This window comes from Pseudomonas sp. NFXW11 (assembly GCF_049887815.1).
Taxonomy (GTDB): domain Bacteria; phylum Pseudomonadota; class Gammaproteobacteria; order Pseudomonadales; family Pseudomonadaceae; genus Aquipseudomonas.
The window spans coordinates 98,829-118,988 of record NZ_JAGEKI010000001.1 but is presented as its reverse complement, the minus strand read 5'-3'; the positions used below and the strand labels follow the sequence as shown (position 1 = coordinate 118,988).

18 protein-coding genes are annotated in these 20,160 nt (G+C 65.4%); 9 read left to right on the top strand and 9 right to left on the bottom strand.

Annotation, left to right across the window (positions count from 1 at the left end):
* Positions 1–5 precede the first annotated feature (5 nt).
* The 3 genes from J4P02_RS00515 to J4P02_RS00505 form a co-directional block, all read right to left on the bottom strand.
* A complete protein-coding gene (locus J4P02_RS00515; protein WP_426186490.1) occupies positions 6–2,447 on the bottom strand; it encodes a TonB-dependent receptor in 2,442 nt (813 codons plus the stop codon).
* Positions 2,448–2,568: 121 nt separating this feature from the next.
* Entirely contained in the window at positions 2,569–3,486 is a 918-nt protein-coding gene (locus tag J4P02_RS00510; protein WP_426186487.1) for a FecR family protein, read from the bottom strand.
* Between the two features lie 28 nt (positions 3,487–3,514).
* Positions 3,515–4,027, bottom strand: a complete 513-nt coding sequence (locus J4P02_RS00505) for an RNA polymerase sigma factor (protein ID WP_426186484.1) — start codon at positions 4,025–4,027, stop codon at positions 3,515–3,517.
* 257 nt (positions 4,028–4,284) lie between these two features.
* Here J4P02_RS00505 and J4P02_RS00500 point away from each other — a divergent pair, with 257 nt between their 5' ends.
* Both J4P02_RS00500 and J4P02_RS00495 read left to right on the top strand, forming a co-directional pair.
* Positions 4,285–5,724 (top strand): nucleobase:cation symporter-2 family protein, encoded by a 1,440-nt coding sequence (locus tag J4P02_RS00500; protein WP_426186481.1) that lies wholly within the window; start codon positions 4,285–4,287, stop codon positions 5,722–5,724.
* A gap of 74 nt (positions 5,725–5,798) precedes the next feature.
* Positions 5,799–6,260 carry an LEA type 2 family protein gene (locus tag J4P02_RS00495; protein ID WP_426186478.1) on the top strand — a complete coding sequence of 154 codons (462 nt, stop codon included), beginning with the start codon at positions 5,799–5,801 and terminating at the stop codon, positions 6,258–6,260.
* 3 nt (positions 6,261–6,263) lie between these two features.
* Here J4P02_RS00495 and glsB read toward each other — a convergent pair whose 3' ends face one another.
* On the bottom strand, positions 6,264–7,172 hold the full coding sequence (gene glsB, locus J4P02_RS00490) for a glutaminase B (RefSeq protein WP_426186475.1): 909 nt from the start codon (positions 7,170–7,172) through the stop codon (positions 6,264–6,266).
* Between the two features lie 441 nt (positions 7,173–7,613).
* Here glsB and J4P02_RS00485 point away from each other — a divergent pair, with 441 nt between their 5' ends.
* Positions 7,614–8,867 carry a ferredoxin reductase family protein gene (locus J4P02_RS00485; protein WP_426186472.1) on the top strand — a complete coding sequence of 418 codons (1,254 nt, stop codon included), beginning with the start codon at positions 7,614–7,616 and terminating at the stop codon, positions 8,865–8,867.
* Here J4P02_RS00485 and J4P02_RS00480 read toward each other — a convergent pair.
* Positions 8,843–10,396 carry an MFS transporter gene (locus tag J4P02_RS00480; RefSeq protein WP_426186469.1) on the bottom strand — a complete coding sequence of 518 codons (1,554 nt, stop codon included), beginning with the start codon at positions 10,394–10,396 and terminating at the stop codon, positions 8,843–8,845. The two genes, J4P02_RS00485 and J4P02_RS00480, sit on opposite strands and share 25 nt — an antisense overlap.
* A gap of 123 nt (positions 10,397–10,519) precedes the next feature.
* On the opposite strand from J4P02_RS00480, the gene J4P02_RS00475 reads away from it, so the two are divergent.
* Together J4P02_RS00475 and J4P02_RS00470 are read left to right on the top strand one after the other, a co-directional pair.
* Positions 10,520–11,431, top strand: a complete 912-nt coding sequence (locus J4P02_RS00475) for a LysR family transcriptional regulator (protein WP_426186466.1) — start codon at positions 10,520–10,522, stop codon at positions 11,429–11,431.
* The gene (locus J4P02_RS00470; RefSeq protein ID WP_426186463.1) at positions 11,431–11,979 is read left to right on the top strand and encodes a GNAT family N-acetyltransferase; all 549 of its coding nucleotides are present in this window, start codon (positions 11,431–11,433) and stop codon (positions 11,977–11,979) included. The genes J4P02_RS00475 and J4P02_RS00470 overlap by 1 nt, the downstream gene beginning before the upstream one ends.
* A gap of 11 nt (positions 11,980–11,990) precedes the next feature.
* Here the strand turns inward: J4P02_RS00470 and J4P02_RS00465 are convergent, their stop codons facing one another.
* Positions 11,991–12,911, bottom strand: coding sequence for a carbon-nitrogen hydrolase family protein (locus J4P02_RS00465; RefSeq protein ID WP_426186460.1), 921 nt, complete (start codon positions 12,909–12,911; stop codon positions 11,991–11,993).
* A gap of 84 nt (positions 12,912–12,995) precedes the next feature.
* Here J4P02_RS00465 and J4P02_RS00460 point away from each other — a divergent pair, with 84 nt between their 5' ends.
* Positions 12,996–13,931 carry a LysR family transcriptional regulator gene (locus J4P02_RS00460; RefSeq protein ID WP_426186457.1) on the top strand — a complete coding sequence of 312 codons (936 nt, stop codon included), beginning with the start codon at positions 12,996–12,998 and terminating at the stop codon, positions 13,929–13,931.
* On the opposite strand, the gene J4P02_RS00455 is transcribed toward J4P02_RS00460, so the two are convergent.
* Positions 13,900–14,157, bottom strand: a complete 258-nt coding sequence (locus tag J4P02_RS00455; protein ID WP_426186454.1) for a hypothetical protein — start codon at positions 14,155–14,157, stop codon at positions 13,900–13,902. The two genes, J4P02_RS00460 and J4P02_RS00455, sit on opposite strands and share 32 nt — an antisense overlap.
* Positions 14,158–14,379: 222 nt before the next feature.
* Between J4P02_RS00455 and J4P02_RS00450 the strand changes: the two genes are divergently transcribed.
* Positions 14,380–14,700 (top strand): DUF883 family protein, encoded by a 321-nt coding sequence (locus J4P02_RS00450; protein ID WP_426186451.1) that lies wholly within the window; start codon positions 14,380–14,382, stop codon positions 14,698–14,700.
* Between the two features lie 57 nt (positions 14,701–14,757).
* On the opposite strand, the gene J4P02_RS00445 is transcribed toward J4P02_RS00450, so the two are convergent.
* Positions 14,758–15,792, bottom strand: coding sequence for an Ldh family oxidoreductase (locus tag J4P02_RS00445; RefSeq protein ID WP_426186449.1), 1,035 nt, complete (start codon positions 15,790–15,792; stop codon positions 14,758–14,760).
* Between the two features lie 273 nt (positions 15,793–16,065).
* On the opposite strand from J4P02_RS00445, the gene J4P02_RS00440 reads away from it, so the two are divergent.
* Positions 16,066–17,067, top strand: a complete 1,002-nt coding sequence (locus J4P02_RS00440) for a FecR family protein (RefSeq protein WP_426186446.1) — start codon at positions 16,066–16,068, stop codon at positions 17,065–17,067.
* A 48-nt stretch (positions 17,068–17,115) separates the two neighbouring features.
* Here the strand turns inward: J4P02_RS00440 and J4P02_RS00435 are convergent, their stop codons facing one another.
* Entirely contained in the window at positions 17,116–19,452 is a 2,337-nt protein-coding gene (locus J4P02_RS00435) for an acylase (protein WP_426186443.1), read from the bottom strand.
* Positions 19,453–19,747: 295 nt separating this feature from the next.
* On the opposite strand from J4P02_RS00435, the gene J4P02_RS00430 reads away from it, so the two are divergent.
* Complete coding sequence (locus tag J4P02_RS00430) at positions 19,748–20,128, top strand: fe2+ zn2+ uptake regulation protein (protein ID WP_426186440.1); 381 nt, start codon at positions 19,748–19,750, stop codon at positions 20,126–20,128.
* Positions 20,129–20,160 lie beyond the last annotated feature (32 nt).

Here is a 20,160-nt window from a genome sequence, read left to right as displayed (position 1 = left end):
TCCACTCAGTACGCCATGCTCCAGCTCAGGGTGTAGGTGCGGCCCCGGCCCTGGTAGTCGTAGAGGTACTCGGGGCCGTAGGTCGGCGAGTAGAACAGCTTGGCGCGCTGGCCCCAGACGGTGCTGTATTGCTTGTTCAAGAGGTTCTGGATGCCGCCGCTGAAGGTACCGAACTCGGTGTCGTGGCTGCCCAGCAGGTCGAAGGTGGTGTAGCCGTCGATGCGGTGGTCGGCATCGTCCTTGAGGGTGAAGGCATGGTTGCCCTGCAGGCGCAGGTTGCTGCTGTCACCCTTCCAGCCAACGAAGGCGGTGGATTTCGACAGCGAGGCGTAGCGCGCATCGCGCTTGATCCAGCCGCCGTTGGCGCCCTCTTCCTCGGAACGCACCAGGTGCAAGGTGCCGCCCAGTTCCCAGCCGTTCTGCAAGTGCCGGGTCAGGGCGCTTTCAAAGCCGTAGTCGCGGCTCTTCTGGTCCTTGACGTCGATGGTCAGGGTGGCCTGGTCGGTGCTGATCACCTTGTCCGACCAGATGTAGTACAGCGCTGCCTGGGCATCCCAGTCGCTGTCGGCGAAGCGCCAGCCGGTTTCCACCTGGCGGCTCTTGATCCCGGCCAGGGGGTTGTCATCCACGCTCAGCCCCGGCTTGCCATAGAACTTGGCCGGGTCCGGCAGATCGAAACCCTCGCCGTAGTTGACCCACAGCTGATGGCCGTTCTTGAAGTCGTAGATGCTGCCCAGGTTGTAGAGGTTGACCGCATAGTCGTTGCTGCCGCCGGGCACATTCTTGAACTGGCCGACGTCCACATCCATCTGCTGGCGCCGGTAGCCGCCGGACACCGTCAGGTTGTCGGTGGCGTGCCAGTCCAGCTGGGCGTAGCCGGAAAGCCCGTCGACCCGGTAGCTGGGGTAGCGCGGGGCCTTGCTCTGGGTCACCAGGTCGAGGCCGCCGCTGCTTGAGGAAATGCGCGAGTCGAAGGTGCTCTGCTCGGCATTGAAGCGCTCGCGATCCAGATCCACCCCATAGGTCAGTTTGAACGCGTCGAATTCCTTGGCGAACAGCGCCTTGAGGCTGGTGACTTCGAAGTTCTGCTGCGAAGCGGCGAAGTACACGCCCTTGGCGCCCACCGGCTTGCCGCTGTTGTAGTAGGGAAACGGGAAGAAGTTGTCGTTTTCCTTGCGGTACGAGGCCTGCAGGTAGAAATCCTGGCCCAGTACATCGCTGTGGTGGTAGTTGGCGTTGAGCAACAGGCGCTTGGTGCGCGGCTCCAGGTCACTGGAGTAACCGCCGCGCAGTTGGGCGTTCTCCAGGTTGGAGGGCGCCTGGTACTTGAGGTTGGGGAAGTAGATCCCGGTGCTGCCGTGGTTGCCCGAGTCGTAGTACTGGGCCAGCAGGTCCAGGCTCTGCTGTTCGTTGAACTGCAGGGCCAGGCTGCCCATCAGGTCCAGGGTGCGGTTGTACTGCAGGTCGGTCTGGGTGTTGTCGATGAAGATCTGCTTGCCGGCGCCGTCATAGAACGCTTGGTTCTGCTCCCCCGCCACTGCCAGCCGACCGCTGATGGTTTCGTTGCCACCGCTGACCGACTGGGCGATGCGGGTGCTCAGGTCATCGCTGTTGTTGAAGCCGCTGCTGGCCCCCAGCTGGGTCTCGAAGCGTGCCGGGCCCGGCTCGCCCTTCTTGGTGACGATATTGATGATGCCGCCGGTGGCGCCGCCGCCGTAGATGGCGCTGGCCCCGGACAGCACTTCAACCCGCTCGACGTTGAACGGCGAAATGCTGTCGAACTGCCGGGACAAGCCCCGGGAGCTGTTCTGGCTGACCCCGTCGATCATCACCAGCACATTGCGCCCGCGCATGTTCTGCCCGTAGTTGGTGCGCCCCTCGGGGGCCAGGTCGAGGCCCGGCACCAGCTTGCCGATGGCTTCCTTGAGGCTGACCCCGGTGCTCAACTGTTCCCGCAGCTGGCTCTGTTCCACCACCCACACGGTGCCGGGTATCTCGCTGATGGCGCTGCTGGTGCGCGACGCCACGCTGACCTGGGTCGGCTTGAGGTTGAGGTTGCTGGTGGGCGCGGTGGCGCGACGCAGGATCACCGTGCGCGCATCGCTGAAGCTCCAGCTCATGCCGCTGCCGGCCAGCAGGCTTTGCAGGGCCTGGGCCACTGTGACCTCGGCATTGAGGGCGGTGGATTGCAGGCCCTCGACATCGTGGGTGGTGTACAGCAGGCGCAGGTTGGCCTGGTCGGCGAAGCGGGTCAGGGCCTGGTCCAGGGGCTGGGCCGGCAGGTTGAGCAAGACCCGGCGTTCCTCGGCGCTGCCGGCCTGGCTGACCGTGGCGGCCTCCTGGGCCTGGGCCAGGACCGGGCTCAAGGCCCCGGCAACCAGCGCCTGGGCCAGTAATGTGCGGCGCATGATGTGCTGACCGCGTTCCAGTGTCGACAGCTTGAACATTGCTTTCACGTGTTCCTTCCCAGCCCGTTGAAATGACGTCAATGAGAATGATTGTCTTCTCAGTCTCACTACGACGATTGGCCGGAAAGAAACTTGCAGTGCCCCGGGCAAAAAAATTCTCTCAGTGCAACAGAGCCAGCCAGGGCAGGTAGGTGACGTGCAGCGGATAACGCTGCTGCAGGGCTTTCAGCGAGCCTTGCGGATCATCCAGGTCGAACACCCCGCTGATGGCCAGTTTCGCCAGTTGCGGGTCGGAGATCAGGATGCGCCCGTGCTGGTAGCGCTCCAGTTCGCCTATCACCTCTCCCAGTGGGCGGCCGTTGAAGATCAGCTTGCCGCGCTGCCAGGCGGTCAGGCTGGCAGCATCCACCGCTTGCTGGGCCAGCAGCGGCTGGCCGCTCTGGTAGTCCAGGCGCTGGTCGGCCTGCAGCAGCACCGGGGCATGGTCGCCGGTGAACTGCACCTGCCCTGCGCGCACCACCACCGTCAGTTGGCTGCCTTGGCGGCGCACGCTGAAGGCATTGGCCGCGCCTTGCAGGCGCTGGTCGGCGCTTTGCACCACAAAGGGCCGCTGCCCATCGGCGAGCGGCTCGAACAGCGCCTCGCCACTGTGCAGGATCACCCGGCGCTCATCCGTCGAGTAGGCCAGCGACAGCGCCGTGCCGCTGTTGAGGGTGACCCGGGAACCGTCCGCCAGGGTCAGGCTGCGCTGCTCGCCGATGCCGGTGTGGTAGTCCGAAGTCCAGGCCGGCCATTGCTGCCAACCGATGCCCGTGCCCAGGGCCAGCAGCAGCGACGCCGCCAGGGCCGGCCACCAGCGCCGCGTACGGGGCGCGTTGGCCCGGTGCTGCGCGGCGGCCTGGGTCTGCCCCAGGTCGCCCCACAGTTGCTCGGCCTCGGCAGCCGCAGCGGCATGGGCCGGGCTGCTCTGGCGCCATTGCTGGAAGGCCATGCGCTGGGCCGCCGTGGCGTTGCCGGAATGCAACAGCACCAGCCAGTCGATGGCGAGGTCTTCAAGGCTCTCGGAATGTTGGGTCATGGCAGGGTCGGCGGCGGGCAAGGAGGAATCATTCATGGTGCTGTTGCAGCCAGTGGCGGCAATGGCGCAGGGCCTGGCCGATGTATTTTGCCACCATGCTTTCGGAAACGCCCAGCCGCGTGGCGATCTGCGCCTGGGTCAGGCCCTCCAGGCGATTGAGCAGCAGCGCCTGGCGGGCGTTGTCGGACAGTTGCGCCAGGGCCTGGTCGAGCACCGCCAGGCGTTCCTTGGCCAACAGCACCGCCTCGGGCGCCGGGGCCGGGTCTACCGCTTCAGCGTGTTCCGGGGCCTCCCCCAGGTTGGCCGCCAGGCGTTGCTCGCGGCGCAGGGTGTCAATGGCCAGGTTGCCGGCCACGCGAAAGATAAAGCGCCGATCGTTCTGCACCGCCACCACCTGCGGGTCGACCTTGAGCAGCTTGAGGTAGGTGTCCTGGGCCACGTCCGCCGCCCGTTGGCGATCGCTCATGCGCCGGGTGAGGAACTTCAGCAGGTCGTCGTAGTGTTCTTGAAAGCTGCGCAGCAGGCTGGGTGTCGGCAGCATCGGAGGTGGTCCGCAAATCGGGGAGGCGGATTATTCCATAAAGGCAAATGAGAAACAGTATCTTTCGTATCCCAGCAAACTTGGCTTTTTCGCGGTCTTTGCCCTTCAGGCGGCGGCGCCTTTCTGGCATCCTGCGCCTCCTTTTTTCTGACCGGGTGCGCAAGCCTTGTCCATGCCACGGCTTTGCGCCCCAAGTCCCGTCCACTTTCCGACCTGTGCCCCGGCTGTTGGCACAGGTCACTGGCAGGCCTTCTCCGATGACCGCACCTGATCGCTCCCCTCCCCGCTACAAGTCCGACCTGATCTACGGCCTCAATGACCGTCCGCATTTCAGCGCGGCGATCTTCGCCGCCCTGCAGCACGTGCTGGCCAGTTTCGTCGGCATCATCAGCCCGACCCTGATCTTCGGCGGCGTGCTGGGGCTGGAAAGCGAATTGCCCTACCTGATCAGCATGGCGCTGTTCGTCTCCGGCCTGGGCACCTTCGTCCAGGCGCGGCGCCTGGGGCCCATCGGTTCCGGCCTGCTGTGCGTGCAAGGCACTAGCTTTTCCTTTATCAGCGTGCTGCTCAGTGCCGGTTTCATGGTCAAGGGCCGTGGTGGCGATACCAACGCAATTCTCTCGACCATCTTCGGCATCTGTTTTGTCGCGGCCTTTATCGAGATGTTCCTCAGCCAGTTCATCGGCAAGCTGCGCAAGCTGATCACCCCGGTGGTCACCGGCACCATCATCACCCTGATGGGCCTGTCGCTGATCAAGGTGGCGGTCACCGACATGGCCGGCGGCTACGGCGCCAGCGACCTGGGCGCGGCCAGCAACCTGGGCCTGGCGGCGCTGGTGCTGCTGACCATAGTGATACTCAACCGTTTCAACAGCCCGATGCTGCGCCTGGGTTCCATCGTCATCGGCCTGACCCTGGGCTTTGTGGTGGCCTGGATGCTCGGCCGGGTGGACATGGCGGCCATGCCCGAAGTGCCGCTGGTGAGCGTGCCAGTGCCGTTCAAGTACGGCTTCTCCTTCGATCTGATCGCCTTTATTCCCCTGGCGGTGATCTTCCTGATCTCGCCGCTGGAGGCCGCCGGCGACCTGACCGCCAACTCGATGATTTCCCAGCAGCCGGTAAAAGGCCCGCTGTACATCAAGCGCATCAAGTCCGGGCTGCTGGCCGACGGCTTCAATTCGGCCGTGGCGGCGGTGTTCAACAGCCTGCCGATGGTGACCTTTGCCCAGAACAACGGGGTGATCCAGCTCACCGGCGTGGCCAGCCGCTACGTGGCCTACTTCATTGCCGGGCTGCTGGTGCTGCTGGGACTGTTCCCGGTGATTGGCGCGGTGCTGCAACTGATGCCCAAGCCGGTGCTGGGCGGCGCCACCCTGATCATGTTCGGCACCGTGGCGGTGGCCGGTATCAAGATCCTCGCCGAGGCCGGTCTGCATCGGCGCAATGTGCTGATCGTGGCCATTTCCCTCGGCATGGGCCTGGGCGTGGCGGCGGTGCCGGAAGTGCTGCGCGAGCTGCCCAAGGCGCTGCACAACATCTTCGAGTCGCCGATTACCGTGGGGGCCTTCTGCGCGATCTTCCTGAACATCTTCCTGCCGGAGGAATTCCTTGAGCTGGAAGAAGATGAGTTCGACCCGGAAGCGGCGACCCTCAAGGTGATGCAAGACCCGGACGTGAGCGCCAAGGCGAACTCCTGAGGCTGGCGGGCGTCTATGCTGCGTGCATGGCGCCCGTCGTGCACCTTTCGGCCCTTTCTCCAAGCAGGTGTTGCATGCGCAAATTCATCGCCCTGACCCTGGTCCTCCTCAACCTCGGTGCCTGTGCCCTGCTGCCTGATCGCGATCCTGTGGCGATCAACCTGGTGGGCATCGAGCCCTTGCCCAGCGAGGATATGGAAATGCGCTTCGCAGTGAAGCTGCGCCTGCAGAACCCCAACGAGAAGTCCATCGACTACAACGGCGTGGCCCTGGACCTTGAGGTCAACGGCCACCCGCTGGCCTCCGGGGTCAGCGACCAACGCGGGCATATTGGCCGCTACAGCGAACAACTGCTGGTGATCCCGGTGAGCGTCTCGGCTTTCTCGGTGCTGCGCCAGACCCTGGGCCTGAGCCAGACCCAGAGCCTGGACAAGTTGCCCTACGTATTGCGCGGCAAGCTGGCCGGCGGGGTGTTCGGCACCCAGCGTTTTGTCGAGCGCGGGCAGATCAGCCTCAGCCCTTCCAGCAACTGGTAAGGCTTAGAACACCGACCAGCCGATGCGCTGGCTGAGCAGCTCCAGGGCCGCCATGCCCACCAGGGAGTTGCCGGCGCCATTGAGCTCCGGCGACCACACGCACACCGTGAACTGCCCCGGCACCACCGCGACAATTCCCCCGCCCACACCGCTCTTGCCCGGCAAGCCGACTCGATAGGCGAAATTGCCGGCCTCGTCGTACAGGCCGCTGGTGGCCATGATCGAGTTGACCTGCTGGGTCTGGCGGCGCGTGAGGATCTGCTCGCCGCTGTGCTTGCAGAAGCCGTCGTTGGCCAAAAAGCAGAAGGCCCGGGCCAGGTCGACGCAGCTCATGCGCAGTGCGCAGTGGCTGAAGTAACTGCGCAGCACCGCTTCGACATCGTTGTGGAAGTTGCCGAAGGACTGCATCAGGTAGGCCATGGCCGCGTTGCGCGCGCGGTGCTGGTATTCCGACTCGGCCACCTTGCCGTCCACCAGTACCTGGGCGTTGCCCGACAGGCGCCGGACGAAATCGCGCATGGACAAGGCCGGCGCAGCAAAACGCGACTGGTTGATATCGCAGATCACCAGGGCCCCGGCGTTGATGAAGGGGTTGCGTGGCCGACCGCGTTCGAACTCCAGCTGCACCAGGGAATTGAACGGCTGCCCGGAAGGTTCATGACCCAGGCGCTGCCAGATGTCCTCGCCGGAATGGCCGATGGCCTGCACCAGGCTGAAGACCTTGGAAATACTCTGCACCGAGAACGGCGTGTCGGCGTCGCCGGCGCTGAACACCTGGCCATCGTTGCCATACACGGCGATGCCCAGCTGGTTGGCCGGCACATCGGCCAGGGCCGGAATATAGCTGGCGACCCGCCCTTGACCGATCAGGGGGCGGACTTCATCGAGAATCTGCTTCAACAGCGCTTGCATGCACGGGCTCATTATCGCGGGCCCCGATACGGCTGCGGGGCCAAGACTTGCTAGACGCCCGCCGCGGCCGACACAGCACACCCGCCGGCAAAACACCTGGCGCCCCACAAAAAAACCAGCCAACACCGCGCCATCGTAGGAACTGCCCGGGCGACGCTGCGCTTGCCAGCGAAGGCGCCCGCAAGAGCGACACAAGGCTCACGGGCCTCTTCGCCGGCAAGCCGGCTCCTACAGGTCGTATGCAGGCCGGTTGCGGACAAATGAAAATGCAATTGATATTCGATCATTTTCAACATATTCCCATTCAAGCCACCTCTGACATAAATCATCATTGAACAGGCCATGACAGTTACAATCCCATCTGTTTGCGTATCAGAAACCTGTCATAACCGCTAAAAGCCCTGCCCCATGACGGCATTTCCTCACCGGAGTCATGCACCCTTGAAAACCTGGCACACCCTGGTCGGCACGCTGCTGATCACCACCTTCGCCCTGCTGCTGGAAATCCCCCGTTCCAGCTGGCTGACCTCCGCCACCCTGAGCCTGATCCTGGGCAGCACCGCGCTGGCCTATATGGCACTTTCCTGCCTGCTGGGCAGCCGCTGGGGCTGGGTCGAGCGGCTGTTTGGCGGCCTCGACCGGGTCTACGAAGTGCACAAATGGCTGGGCATCTGGGCCCTGGCGTTCGCCAGTTATCACCTGGTGTTCAAGGCCAACCTGGATGAATGGAACAGCGTGCCGATCCTCGAGCTGTCCAAGTACTGGACACGCCTGGTGCGCCAGCTGAGCTACGTGGCCCTGGGCCTGATCGTGTTGCTGGCGCTGAACCGCAATATTCCCTACAGCCAGTGGCGCTGGTGGCACAAGCTCTCGGGGCCGCTGTTTGTGATCGTCATCCTGCACTGGCTGAGCTTCAAGTCGCCGATTGCCCTTGATAACCCGGCCGGGCTCTGGCTCGGCGCGTTGTGCCTGCTGGGGGTACTGGGGGCCCTGTACAAGCTGCTGCTCTACCCCTTCCTGGCCAAGGCCGGTGAGTACCAGGTGACTGCGGTGCGGGTGGAAAAGAACTCCCTGCACCTGGAGCTGATTCCCCAGGGCCGGGGCTTTGCCTTCCAGGCCGGGCAGTTCGCCTTTCTCTCGATGCAGGAAAAGGGCCTGCGCGAGCCGCACCCCTTCACCATCGCCAGCGCCCAGACCCACGATGGGCGCATCGAGTTTGTGATCCGCGCCCTGGGCGACTACACCCAACGCTTGCGCCAACAGGTGAAGGTGGGCATGCGTGCTGATCTGTATGCGCCCCACGGGCGCTTCAAGCGGCCGCTGCAGGCCCCCCGGGAAATCTGGATTGGCGGCGGGGTCGGCATCTCACCGTTCATTGCCTGGCTGCAGGACGCCAGTGCCGGGCAGTTCGACAAGGCCACCCTGGTGTACTGCTACAACCCGTCCCGGGCCTTTCCCAGCGTCGACAGCCTGCAAGGCATGGCCCAGGCTCGCGGGGTGCAGTTCGTGGCCAATGGCGGCGGCACCGAGGCCCTGGCGCAAACCCTCAAGCGCAGCGCCGCGGAAACCGACCCGCAACAGATCCAGGTCAGTTTCTGCGGCCCCAAGGGCCTGCTGGGGCGGGTGCGAGAGCTGCTGGACGAGTGCCGGATTCCCCAGGCCAACCTGCACTACGAGTTCTTCGAGTTCCGCTGATCAGGCACTGCCTGACGCGGCTCATGCAGGGTCAGGCGCACCACCAGCGCCGCCAGCAGGGTGATCAGCATCAGCACCTGCAACAGCTGGCTGAAGGCCTGGTCATAGCCGCGCAGCAGTGCCTGGCGCGGCACCTGGGGCAGGCTCGCGACACTGGCCGGCAGGTCACCGCCGGCCAGTTGCCGGGCCGCCAGCCGCACCGCCTGGTCCGCGCCGGCCAGCGCCCCCAGGTGGTGCTGCAACAGCCCCGCCAGCAAGGCCACCACCAGGGCCAGGGCAATCCCCTCGCCGGCCACCCGGGTGGTGCTGAAGATGCCACTGGCCATGCCCGCCCGCTCCTTGGGCACCACGCTCACCGACAGGCCGTCCATCAGCCCCCAGGGCAGGCCCGTACCCAGGCCGATCACCAGCAGCGGCCAGGCCCTTTCCAGCGGCGCCTGCCCCGGCGCCAGGCGGCTGAGCCAGAACAGCCCGGCAGCGGCCACCAGCAGCCCCAGGCTCGATAGCTTGCCGGCGCTGAACCAGCGGTTCAGCCAACCCGCGGCGAAAGGCACCAGCAGCATCGGCGCCGACAGCGCGAGCATCAGCATCCCGGCCTCGATGGCGCTGTAGCCCTCCACCCCGATAAAGCGGATCGGCAGCAGAATCAGCAGCACCACATAGCAGTAGCAGGTGGCGATGGGCAGTACCTGCACCCCGACAAAGCGCGGGTAGCGAAACAGCGACAGGTCGAGCATCGGCCGCATCGCCCGACCCTCCGCCCGGATGAACAGCCCCAGCGCCAGCAACGCGCCGGCCAGCAACAGCAGGACCCAGGGGCTGCTCCAGCCGCTTTGCGGCGCCTGCAGAATGCCCCAGGTCAGCAACACCAGGGCCAGGGTGAAACTCAGGGTGCCGGGCCAGTCCACGCCCTGGGCATCAGGGTCGCGGGACTCGACCATGCGCGGCACCCCGAACAGCAGCGCCAAGGCGCCTATCAATGCCCCGGAAAGGAAGATTGCGCGCCAGCCGCCATGCTCCACCAGCCCCCCGGCCAGCAGCGGGCCAAACGCCAGGCCCACGCCAAAGGTGGTACCCAGCAGGCTGAAGGCCCGGGTTCGCGCGGGGCCGTCGAAGGCCTGGGCCAGGGCCGCCGAACCACCGGCCAGGGCGGCGGCGCCGGCCAGCCCCTGGACCCCGCGCAACAGGTTCAGCCACAGCAGCGAGGGCACGAACACCAGGGCCAGGGAGGTCAGGCCGAACAGCGCCACCCCCAGGCTGAACAGGCGCTTGCGGCCGAACTCGTCGGCCAGGGTGCCGGCGGCCATCAGCACGCTGCCGAAGGTCAGCATAAAGGCGTTGGTGGTCCAGCTAAGGGCCAGGGGGCTGCCCCCCAGTTCATGGCCGATGGCCGGGGTCGCCACGGCCACCCCGACAAAGGTCAGGGGCAGCATCAGGGCCGCCAGGCAGACCGCTGCCAGCACGCCGTAGGCGCTGCGTTGCTGGGTCGCCGTCGGCTGGCCCAGGGAGAGTTCGAGTTCGGGATTCACATGCACCTCTTGTCCTGATCTGCAGGGTCATTGGCAAAAATTCAGAGTAAGGGCGCCGCAATCAGGGAAAAACCGGGCATTCTTCCGCTCTTTACGGACAAAAACGCTTGAATGAGGTGAGCAATGGACAATCTCAGCGGCTTGCAGGTGTTTGTCTGCGTGGTGCAGAGCGGCAGCCTGGTGGCCGCCGGTGCGCGCCTGGGGCTGTCCGCCTCGGCGGTGGGCAAGGCCCTGGCGCGCCTGGAGCAACGCTTGGGTGTGCGCCTGTTAAACCGCAGCACCCGGCGCATCAGCCTCACCGATGAAGGCGCGCTGTTCTACGAGCGTGGCCAGCGAATAGTCGCCGAGGCCGAGGAAGCGGAGGCCGAGCTGGCGCGGATCAGCGACACCCCTCGGGGCCGGCTGCGGGTCAGCCTGCCGGCCATCGGCTACCGCATGCTGCTGCCGATTCTCCCGGAGTTCTGCGCACGCTATCCGGATATCGAACTGGACCTGGACTTCAACGACCGGCTGATCGACGTGATTGCCGAAGGCGTCGACGCGGTGATCCGCAGCGGCGATCTGGCGGATTCGCAACTGCGCTCGAAAAGCCTCGGCCCCTTCGGTTTCGTGCTGATCGGTGCCCCGGCCTATTTCGCCCGGCGCGGCACGCCACAAACGCCCCAGGACCTGGAGCATCACGCCTGCCTGCGCTACAGGTTCCCCGGCGGCACCCAGCTGCAACAATGGCGCCTGCGCCAGGCCGAAGGCGAACCGCCGCTGGTGCTGGGCGGGGCCCTGACCAGCAACAACCTGGAAGCCTTGATCCACGCCGCGACCCAGGGCCTGGGCATCGCCTATGTGCCGGAGTTCGTGGTGTGCTCGGCCCTGGCCGATGGCAGCCTGGTGGCAGTGCTGGATGACTATCAGGTGGAGCGCGGCAAGTTCTCCATTCTCTGGCCCAGTAGTCGACATCTGCTGCCAAAGTTGCGAGTCTTCGTCGATTTTCTCAGCCAAAGACTGGTACTCGGCCATACCGACAAGGAGTCCGCCTGATGATCGACCCCGTGCCCCCGCTGTCCACTGCGCGCCTGTTGCTGCAACCCCTGGAGCTGGCAGATGCCCCAGCCATCCAGCAGCAGTTCGCGCAATGGGAAGTAGTGCGCTACCTGAATGCCCTGGTGCCCTGGCCCTACCCGGACGATGGCGCCCTCAACTACCTGCGCGAAGTGGCTCTGCCGGCCATGGCCCGGGGCGTGGAATGGCACTGGACCCTGCGCCTGCGCAGCGCCCCCGAGCAGTTGATCGGCAGCATCAGCCTGATGGACGAGACCGACAACCACCGTGGCTTCTGGCTGGCCCCAGAGTGGCAGGGCCAGGGTTACATGAGCGAAGCCTGTGCAGCGGTGGATCATTACTGGTTCGAGGTGCTGCAACGCCCACTGATGCGAGTGCCCAAGGCCGCGCCGAACCTGGCCTCACGGCGAATTTCCGAGCGCGGCGGCATGCGCCTGGTGCGCACTGAACAAGGCGCCTTCGTGGGCGGCGAGTTTCCCGTGGAGATCTGGGAAATCACCCGCGATCAGTGGCGCAACCGGCGCTGAGCCACACCGTTTCAGGTAAAGCGCACCCCGGGGCGCGGGCGCTGGTCCACCGTCAGCTCGAACACGTCGGGCCGCGCATAGTGGCCGACCACATCGTAGTCGTAGCGGGCCTTGACCAGATCACAGGTATCGATGGCCGCACTGATCAGCCCGGCACGCCCCACCAGCGGCCCGGCCAGCACCTCGCCCATGGGCCCGACAATCACGCTGCCACCGGCAATCAACGGCCGCTCGGCGGGCCAGTTGGCAATCTCCAGCCCCAGCTCCGCCGGCGACGCCTGCACCTGGCAGGCGCTGACCACAAAGCAGCGGCCTTCGTGGGCGATATGGCGCATGCTCACCTGCCACATCTCGCGCTCATCCACGGTGGGTGCGCACCACACCTCGATGCCCTGGGCATACATCGCCGTGCGCAGCAGCGGCATCATGTTTTCCCAGCAGATCACCGCGCCGAGCCGGCCCACCTGGGTGTCCAGCACCGGCAAAGTGGAGCCGTCGCCCTTGCCCCAGATCAGGCGCTCGGTGCCTGTGGGCATCAGCTTGCGGTGCTTGCCCAGCAGCCCCTGCTGCGGGTCGAAATACAGCGCGGTGCAATACAGGGTGCTGCCGCTGCGCTCGATCACCCCCAGCACCAGGTTGGCCCCGGTACGCGCCGACAGGCCGGCCAAGGCCTCGGTTTCCACCCCGGGCACCTCGATGGCGTTGGCGAAATAGCGGGCGAAGGCCTCGCGCCCCTCCGGCAGGCGGTAGCCCAGCTGGGTGCCGAACCCCTCGCCCTTGGGGTAGCCCCCCAGCAGTGCCTCGGGCATTACCACCAGCTGCGCGCCGGCTTCGATGATGGCGCCTTCATAGGAGAGGATCTGTTCCAGGGTGGCGGCCTTGCCTTCAGGCAGGGCACCGATCTGCAGGGCAGCGACTATGGACTGGGGCATGGGATGACTCCTTGAATGATCAGGTGTTGCGCATTCTCCCGCCGCCGCTGATCATCGATAAACCCCAGCCCAGTGCTTAATGATATGAACCAAATGAATATCGCCAGCGTCGACCTCAACCTGCTCAAGGCCTTCGAGGCCCTGCATGACGAGTCCAGCGCCAGCCGCGCCGCCTTGCGCCTGGGGGTCACCCAGTCCGCCATGAGTGCAGCCTTGCGCCGCCTGCGGGAGCTGTATGGCGATCCCTTGTTCGTGCGCACCGGTCGTGGCCTGGCGCCGACCCTCAAGGCCAATCAGCTGAAACCGGTGGTCAGCGATGCGCTGAACAAGTGCCGCCAGAGCCTGGCCATGGTCGCCCCGGACAACGCCGATTATCAGGGCCGCTCGGTGAGCATCGGGCTGTCGGATGATTTCGAGATCGCCTATGGCCGACGCCTGATCGAAGCCGTGGCGCGGCGCGCGCCCAAGTTGCGGCTGATCTTTCGCCAGAGTCACAGCCAGATAGTCGCCGAGGCACTGTTGCAGCGCAGCGTCGACCTGGCCATCAGTGCCGGCGGTTTCGCCGAGCGCCTGCTCAGCCGCCGGGTATTGGGCGAGGGTGATTACCTGTGCCTGGCAGACCCGGCCAGCCTGGCCCCCGGGCAGCAGCGCATGGAGCTTGAAGAGTTTGTCGAGCGTGAACACCTGCTGGTGTCGTCCCAGGGCTTTATCGGCATCACCGACGAGGGCCTGGCCAACCTGGGCCTGAGCCGCCAGGTGTGCGCCTCGACCACGCACTTTGCCGCCTTGCCGTTCCTGCTCAAGGGCAGCCAGGCGGTGGCCACCATCCCGGCCCACGCCGCCCGCCGCATCGCCGAACTCAGCGGCTTGCAATTGCTGCCCTGCCCCCTGGCGTTGCCGCGCTATCCGATCGAGCTGGGCTGGCGCACCAGCGCCCAGGTCGACCCGTTGCTGGAGAAAGTCCGCGAGGCGATTGTCGAGAGTTTTGCTACGCCTTGTTTGCCGCCATCAGGCGATTGACTTCACTGCGCACCATGTTGGCGAATTCCGGCGGCGACATGCCGTCCAGTTCCCCGCGCACCCACTCGGCCCACTTGCCCTTGCGCTTGGCGCGCTCGCCGAACAAGCGGGCCGCCTCGCCCTTGGCCTTGCCCAGGTTGCTCTGCCACAGCTCGAACAGCCGGGACTTCTCGTCCTCGATGGCGGCGCGCTCGGCCAGGGTCTTGTTCGCCAGATTGAAGCTCATGGAAAATTCCTGCTGCGTAAAATGGGCGCCATCTTACACTGTAGGGGCTCGGGGTTTTACTGCAGTGGCAACGGCAGGGCGCAAAATTGCTGCAACTTTTGCCCTCATGCCGAACTCCATTGCCAGTACCACCCATTCACCCGTGACCGCTGCCACAGGCTGCAAGCGCCCAGCAAGGCGCCACAGGCCGGTTCCAGCGACTGGATTTGCAAGGAAAACTTCATGGCTCGTAAAACTGCCGCGCAAGCGGAAAACGAACAGATCAAGGACCAGGCCTTCAGCGAGTTGCAGGCGCTGATCGAAGAATCGGAAAAGCTGCTCAAGGGCAGCGCCGCCCTGGTGGGCGAAGAAGGTGAAAGCCTGCGTCGGCAAGTCAGCCACAAGCTCAAGCAGGCGCTGGATTCGGTGAGCCATGTGCGTGAGCGCAGCAAGCCGGTGGTGGATGCCACCGAGCAGTACATCGGCGGCCATCCATGGCAGACCGTGGCCATTTCCGCCGGTGTCGGCTTGGTGCTGGGGCTGTTGCTGGGCCGCCGCTCGTAAGCGCGCCGATGCATCCCGGGCCAGGTTCGCCGCCAGCGACCTGGCCTTTTTTGCGCCTTAGTCCCGGGCCAGGGCTTGCAGCTGCTCCAACTGCGCCGGGCTGATGGCAATCCCCTGTTGCAATGAACGCTCGCGCTGGCGATGCCGGCGTTCGCCCGGCAGGCGCTTGAGGCCCACCGCGTGCATCTGCCGCACCAGCTCCTGGCTGCGTTCGGCAAAGCTCTGCCCCGCGGCCTTGCTCGGGTCGATGACAATCAGCAACTGGCCGGTCCAGGGGGTTTTCGCCCCGGGGTGATTGGACCAGTCGAACTCGAAGGAGAAGTTGCCGCCGGTCAGCGCCGCGGCCAGCAGCTCCACCATCATCGACAGCGCCGAACCCTTGTGCCCGCCAAAGGGCAGCAAGGCGCCGCCTTCAAGAATCGCCCTGGGGTCCTGGGTCGGCTGGCCCAGGCTGTCGACACCGATGCCCAGGGGCAGGCGCTCGCCGTTGCGCGCGGCAATCTGCACATCGCCGTGGGCCATGGCGCTGGTGGCCAGGTCGAAGACCAACGGCAGGCCCTGGGCCTGGGGCGCAGCGAAGGCGATGGGGTTGGTGCCGAACAGCGGCCGGTCGGCCCCGTGGGGCACCACGCAAGTCATGCTGTTGACCAGGCTCAGGGCCACCAGCCCTTCCTCGGCGAAGGGTTCGACATCCGGCCAGAGCGCAGCGAAATGGTGCGAGTTGCGGATCGCCAGCACGGCGATCCCGGCATTCCGCGCCTTGCTCACCAGCAGCTCGCGGGCGGCGGCCAGAGCCGGCTGGGCAAAGCCGTTGGCGGCATCGACCCGGACAAAGGCCGCGGCCACATCTTCCACCAGGGGCAGCGCCTGGCCGTCGACCCAGCCGCTGGCCAGGGTCGAGACATAACCGGGAATGCGAAACACGCCATGGCTATGGGCGCCGTCGCGCTCGGCCGCGGCACAGTTGGCCGCCAGGCAGCGAGCCACATCGGCGCTGCAGCCATGGCGCTGGAAGATGCTTTCCAGCAACTGGGTCAGGGCCGCGAAAGACAGGTATGAGGGCGTTTCAACCACCGGGGGCGATGCAGACATCTGAAGCTCCAGAATAATTATTGGAGGGGGCGACAGCGTGCGACTCGGCGATTAAACAACGGCCCGGGGCGCCACTGTCAACCGTCACCGGCAGCCGGCGGATCAGGTGCCAGAGTGGCTCGGGGAACCCGCTGCTTTGTAGATTGCTTGCTACATAGGGTTTTTTAACGCCAGCGCGAATGAAAATAACTTCACTTTGATGCTCATTCGCCATGACGACTGTTCTACAAGACTTGTCCTGGAGGGTAGAATGCGCGAAATCAGGAAGAGTCAATGAGCGAACAGATCCTCTCAGAAGCCGAATACGACGCCATTACCCAAGCCGCCGCCCAATGGTGCATGCGCCTGCATGAAGCCGATTGCAGCGACGCCGAGCGTCTGGCCTTTCAGCAATGGCATGATGCCGACCCCCTGCATGCCTTCGAATACGAGGCCATGCGGGAGATATGGGAGGTGGCCGATCACCTGCCCCGCACCGCCCCTGCACCGGCCCCCAGCAAGCGGGCGCCGCGCCGCACCTGGCAGCACTATGGGGTGGCCGCGGCGATTGCCCTGTGCGCCCTGCCCCTGGCCGCCTACAGCGGTTGGGAGCTGGGCTGGCTGCCCTCCTCCTACCAGCGTTTCGAGGCCGGCGACAGCCTGCGCAGCGTGACCCTGGCCGACGGCAGCCAGGTCGAGTTGAACCTGGGCAGCAGCCTGACCTACAGCAACTACAAGGATCAGCGCCGGGTCACCCTGAGCAAGGGCGAGGCCTTCTTCAAGGTCAGCCATGACCGCAGCCACCCATTCGTGGTCAAGGCCGCCAATGGCCAGGTCAAGGTCACCGGCACCCAGTTCAATGTGTGGATGTACGAGGATCAGGTGCGGGTCACCCTGCTTCAGGGGTCGGTGCTGGTGAGCAGCAACACCGCCCTGCCCGGCGAGGGCTTCCGCCTGGAACCGGGTATGCAGGCCCGCTACAAGGCCGGCGACTATGAACCGCAGATCAGCCAGACCTACAGCCACGACAGCTCCCTGGCCTGGCGCAACGGCAAGCTGGTGCTGGACAACCTGTCCCTCACCGAGGCCCTGCCGCTGATCAACCGCTACCTGGACGCCCCGGTGCAAGTGGCCGACAGCGCCACCGGCAAGATCCGCGTCGGCGGCATCTACAACACCGGGGAAATCCGCAGCCTGCTGACCTCGCTGCCCAAGGTGCTGCCGGTGTACCTGACGCGCAATCGCGACGGCAACCCGGTGATCAACTCCTTGCCGCAGTCCCCGCCCAAAGGCTGAAGGCCGCCCCATTGCGGGGCGGCCTCGAATCAATCCAACACCTGTCGATCACTGGCGAGCCAGGGGTTGCGCGTCCCTGCGCGGTTCGCTGATGGTTTGCAATTGGTATTGGCTGTCGGCACGGATCTGCGCCTCGGTAAAGGGCAGCAGGCTCCACTGATTGCCGGCAAAAGCCTGGGTCTGGTCGCGAAAGTGCGGCGAAGCCGGGTCGCTGGACAGGGAAAACGCCAGCAGCCCCAAAGCCTTTGGCCCCTGTTCGTCGAAGCTGACCACATTCAGATAGCTGGTGCCGCTGAACACTTCACGCTTGCCGCCAGCGGTCGGCAGGCTCTGGATTGCGTTGTACACACCCAGGTCTTCCGGGCCGCCGGGCACCGGTGTTGGCTGGCCACCCTGGCTCACCTGCTGGATATCGCCCCAACGCGCATCGGCCGCCAGCCCGGCTTCAGCCACTTCCCGGGCCGAGGCCAGCATGGCCTCGCGCAGGGCCTTGGCCACCTCCGGGCGGGCAATGGCCAGACCCCGCGGGGTGTGCTGCGGGTCCTTGGGATCGAAGGCCACACGCCAGATTTCCGGGTTGTGCAGCAGCGGCTGCATGATGCCCTGGAAATACACCAGGCCCAGGCCCGCTTGCAGGCCGGCGCTGCGGTCCCAGGATTTGAGGCGGGTGCACAGTGCCGCCAGGCGCTCGCTGTCGGGCCCCAGGCTCTCGGCGCAGAACTGCAGCAGGTCGGGCATCACCTGGCCGGCCAGGTACACCTGATCGTCCGTGACCATCTGCAGCAGGTCACTGGCCTTGACCTGATGCATGCGGCTCAGGCGATCGAGGGCGAAGCGTGCACGCATTTTCAACGGCACATCCTGCTGGCTGATCACCGGCGAGAAGCCCTCCAGGGGCGCAGCCGGGTTGACCATCCACGCCGAGTCGTTGGAGTGCTGCAGGTAGTCGTTGCGCGCCAGTTGCGGCAACTGGCTGGCGGCGAAGATCCCCGGCTGCGCCGCGCTCGGGTCGATGTCCCAGGCGCAGGCACTGCGCGAGCCGTCGAGCACGATGACCCGGGTGCCGACCCGCGGGTCGCTGCACTGCGCCAGCTTGGCCTGGGTCACCAGGGGCACCACCGACTGGTTCATGTAGAGCGTGCGGCCCTGGTCATCCACCGCCAGGGTGTTGACCCAGGGAATGCCCTGCAGCCGGTGCACGCTGTCTTGCAGGCCCGCCACGCTGGCGGCCTGGTTCATCGCCGCCCACTGGCTCAGCACCCGGCTGTTGTCGAGGTTGGCATCGCGCAGGCTGTAGGCGTACTGGCGGTCCCAGTCCAGCTCCCCGGGCCACTGCACCACGGGGCCGAACACCGAGCTGTAGAGGGTGCGGCTGTGCTCCTGCAACTGGCCGTCGGCGTCCTTGACCTTAAGCGTCACGCTCTGCCGCTCCAGGGGCACTGAGTGGCCGTCCAGCAGGTAGCGGGTCGGGTCCTTGGGGTCCAGTTGCAGGCGATACAGGGTGAAGTGCTTGGAGGCGTCCACGGTGTGGGTCCAGGCCAGGTGTCGGTTGAAACCGATATTGATCAGCGGCAGGCCGGGCAAGGCCGCGCCCATCACATCCAGCTGCCCGGGAATGGTCAGGTGCATCTGGTAGAAACGCATGGCGCCGACCCAGGGAAAATGCGGGTTGGCCAGCAACAGCCCACGGCCATTGAACGAGCGCTCGCTGCCGATGGCCACGGCATTGCTGCCGCGCTCCAGGGCGAAGCGCTGCTGGCGTGTCGCGGCCTGCTGCCAGGCCTGCCCCGGCAACGCCGCATAACGCGGTGCATCCGGTGGCGTGGCCCCGGCCAGGGCCTCGGCAAATTGCCCGGCACCGCCTTCCACCAGCAAGCGCCGGGTCAGTTTCACCAGGTCGCTGGTTGCCAAGGCCCGTACCCAGTCACCCTGGCACTGTTCGGGCAGGCCCTGGGCGCCACGCTCCGCCAGTTGGCGGTTGAAACCCTCGACATAACCCTGCATGCGCTCGCGCATGGCCGGGGTCTGTGCCTGCCAGAAGGCAGCCACCGCCTGGGGCGGGTTCAGCCAGCTGAAAAACAGGTCGCTGCTGAGGTTGTCGCGCTGCTCAAGGGTCTGGCCCTCGGCGCCGAAGTACTTCGAACGCTCAGCGTTGACCGTGAGCACTTCATTGGCCAGCAGGCACAGGTTGTCCTGGGCATAGGCGTAGCCGATGCCATAACCCAGGCCGCGCTCATCGGCGGCGAGAATATGCGGCACGCCAAAGCTGGTGCGGCGGATCTGCGCCTGGGTCGATTCGGGCTGGCTCAGCGCCTGGGCGCCACAACCAAGGCTGAGAAACAGGGCTGCAAGGCAAAACTGCGGTAATGGCCGGAAAATGATCACGCCAACTCCTGATGCAAAAATACACAACCAGGACTGGTGCGCCGGGAGCCTAGGCAATGCCGCCAGTCTGGGAATCCAGCCGCGCACGGATAGACCGACGCCTGCCTGCCCCTATAGACGAAAAACCTGGAAAAAATTTAATCCGCGACCAGCACAGGCCGTCTTGACATGTCAGCGACTCGATACTGACAAATTTTCTACATCCAGGGGCTCATGATTTGCCTTGCTCGTTCGTCTAGTAACTAGAGCACCCATCATTCTTTTCCTGATCAGGCTCTGATTAAGGAGTTTCTGCATGTACAACCAGCAAACGCCAATGGATGGCATCACCGTGAACAAAACGCCCTCCCTGAACGCTGGCGCCGGTGTCTTCGGCAAGCACGCCGAGCGCAACAGCAACGAACGGATCAAGCAACTGCTGAAAAGCTTCGGCCTGCGCACCAGCCTGATCCGCCTGAAAGTCATAGATGCCCTGCTCACCGCTGCCCAGGGCGAGCGCTCCCTGGGAGTGCGCGGCATCCATACCCAGCTGCTGGAGCTGGACATTCCGCTGTCGTTCCTCAGTGTGCGCGAGGTGCTCAAGCGCCTGTGCAGCGAGGGCCTGATCACCCTCAATGCCGACAAGAGCTACAGCCTGCACCCGCACGCCGCAGAAGTGCTCGACAACCTCGCCTGAGGTTGTCGGGGCCGGGCCAATCCTGGCTCAGG

What these genes read in the sequence shown, in the direction of transcription:
- J4P02_RS00515 (WP_426186490.1), bottom strand. Translation starts at nt 2,447, where the DNA reads ATGTTCAAGCTGTCGACACTGGAACGCGGTCAGCACATCATGCGCCGC.
- J4P02_RS00510 (WP_426186487.1), bottom strand. Translation starts at nt 3,486, where the DNA reads ATGACCCAACATTCCGAGAGCCTTGAAGACCTCGCCATCGACTGGCTG.
- J4P02_RS00505 (WP_426186484.1), bottom strand. Translation starts at nt 4,027, where the DNA reads ATGCTGCCGACACCCAGCCTGCTGCGCAGCTTTCAAGAACACTACGAC.
- J4P02_RS00500 (WP_426186481.1), top strand. Translation starts at nt 4,285, where the DNA reads ATGACCGCACCTGATCGCTCCCCTCCCCGCTACAAGTCCGACCTGATC.
- J4P02_RS00495 (WP_426186478.1), top strand. Translation starts at nt 5,799, where the DNA reads ATGCGCAAATTCATCGCCCTGACCCTGGTCCTCCTCAACCTCGGTGCC.
- glsB (WP_426186475.1), bottom strand. Translation starts at nt 7,172, where the DNA reads ATGCAAGCGCTGTTGAAGCAGATTCTCGATGAAGTCCGCCCCCTGATC.
- J4P02_RS00475 (WP_426186466.1), top strand. Translation starts at nt 10,520, where the DNA reads ATGGACAATCTCAGCGGCTTGCAGGTGTTTGTCTGCGTGGTGCAGAGC.
- J4P02_RS00470 (WP_426186463.1), top strand. Translation starts at nt 11,431, where the DNA reads ATGATCGACCCCGTGCCCCCGCTGTCCACTGCGCGCCTGTTGCTGCAA.
- J4P02_RS00465 (WP_426186460.1), bottom strand. Translation starts at nt 12,911, where the DNA reads ATGCCCCAGTCCATAGTCGCTGCCCTGCAGATCGGTGCCCTGCCTGAA.
- J4P02_RS00460 (WP_426186457.1), top strand. Translation starts at nt 12,996, where the DNA reads ATGAACCAAATGAATATCGCCAGCGTCGACCTCAACCTGCTCAAGGCC.
- J4P02_RS00455 (WP_426186454.1), bottom strand. Translation starts at nt 14,157, where the DNA reads ATGAGCTTCAATCTGGCGAACAAGACCCTGGCCGAGCGCGCCGCCATC.
- J4P02_RS00450 (WP_426186451.1), top strand. Translation starts at nt 14,380, where the DNA reads ATGGCTCGTAAAACTGCCGCGCAAGCGGAAAACGAACAGATCAAGGAC.
- J4P02_RS00445 (WP_426186449.1), bottom strand. Translation starts at nt 15,792, where the DNA reads ATGTCTGCATCGCCCCCGGTGGTTGAAACGCCCTCATACCTGTCTTTC.
- J4P02_RS00440 (WP_426186446.1), top strand. Translation starts at nt 16,066, where the DNA reads ATGAGCGAACAGATCCTCTCAGAAGCCGAATACGACGCCATTACCCAA.
- J4P02_RS00430 (WP_426186440.1), top strand. Translation starts at nt 19,748, where the DNA reads ATGTACAACCAGCAAACGCCAATGGATGGCATCACCGTGAACAAAACG.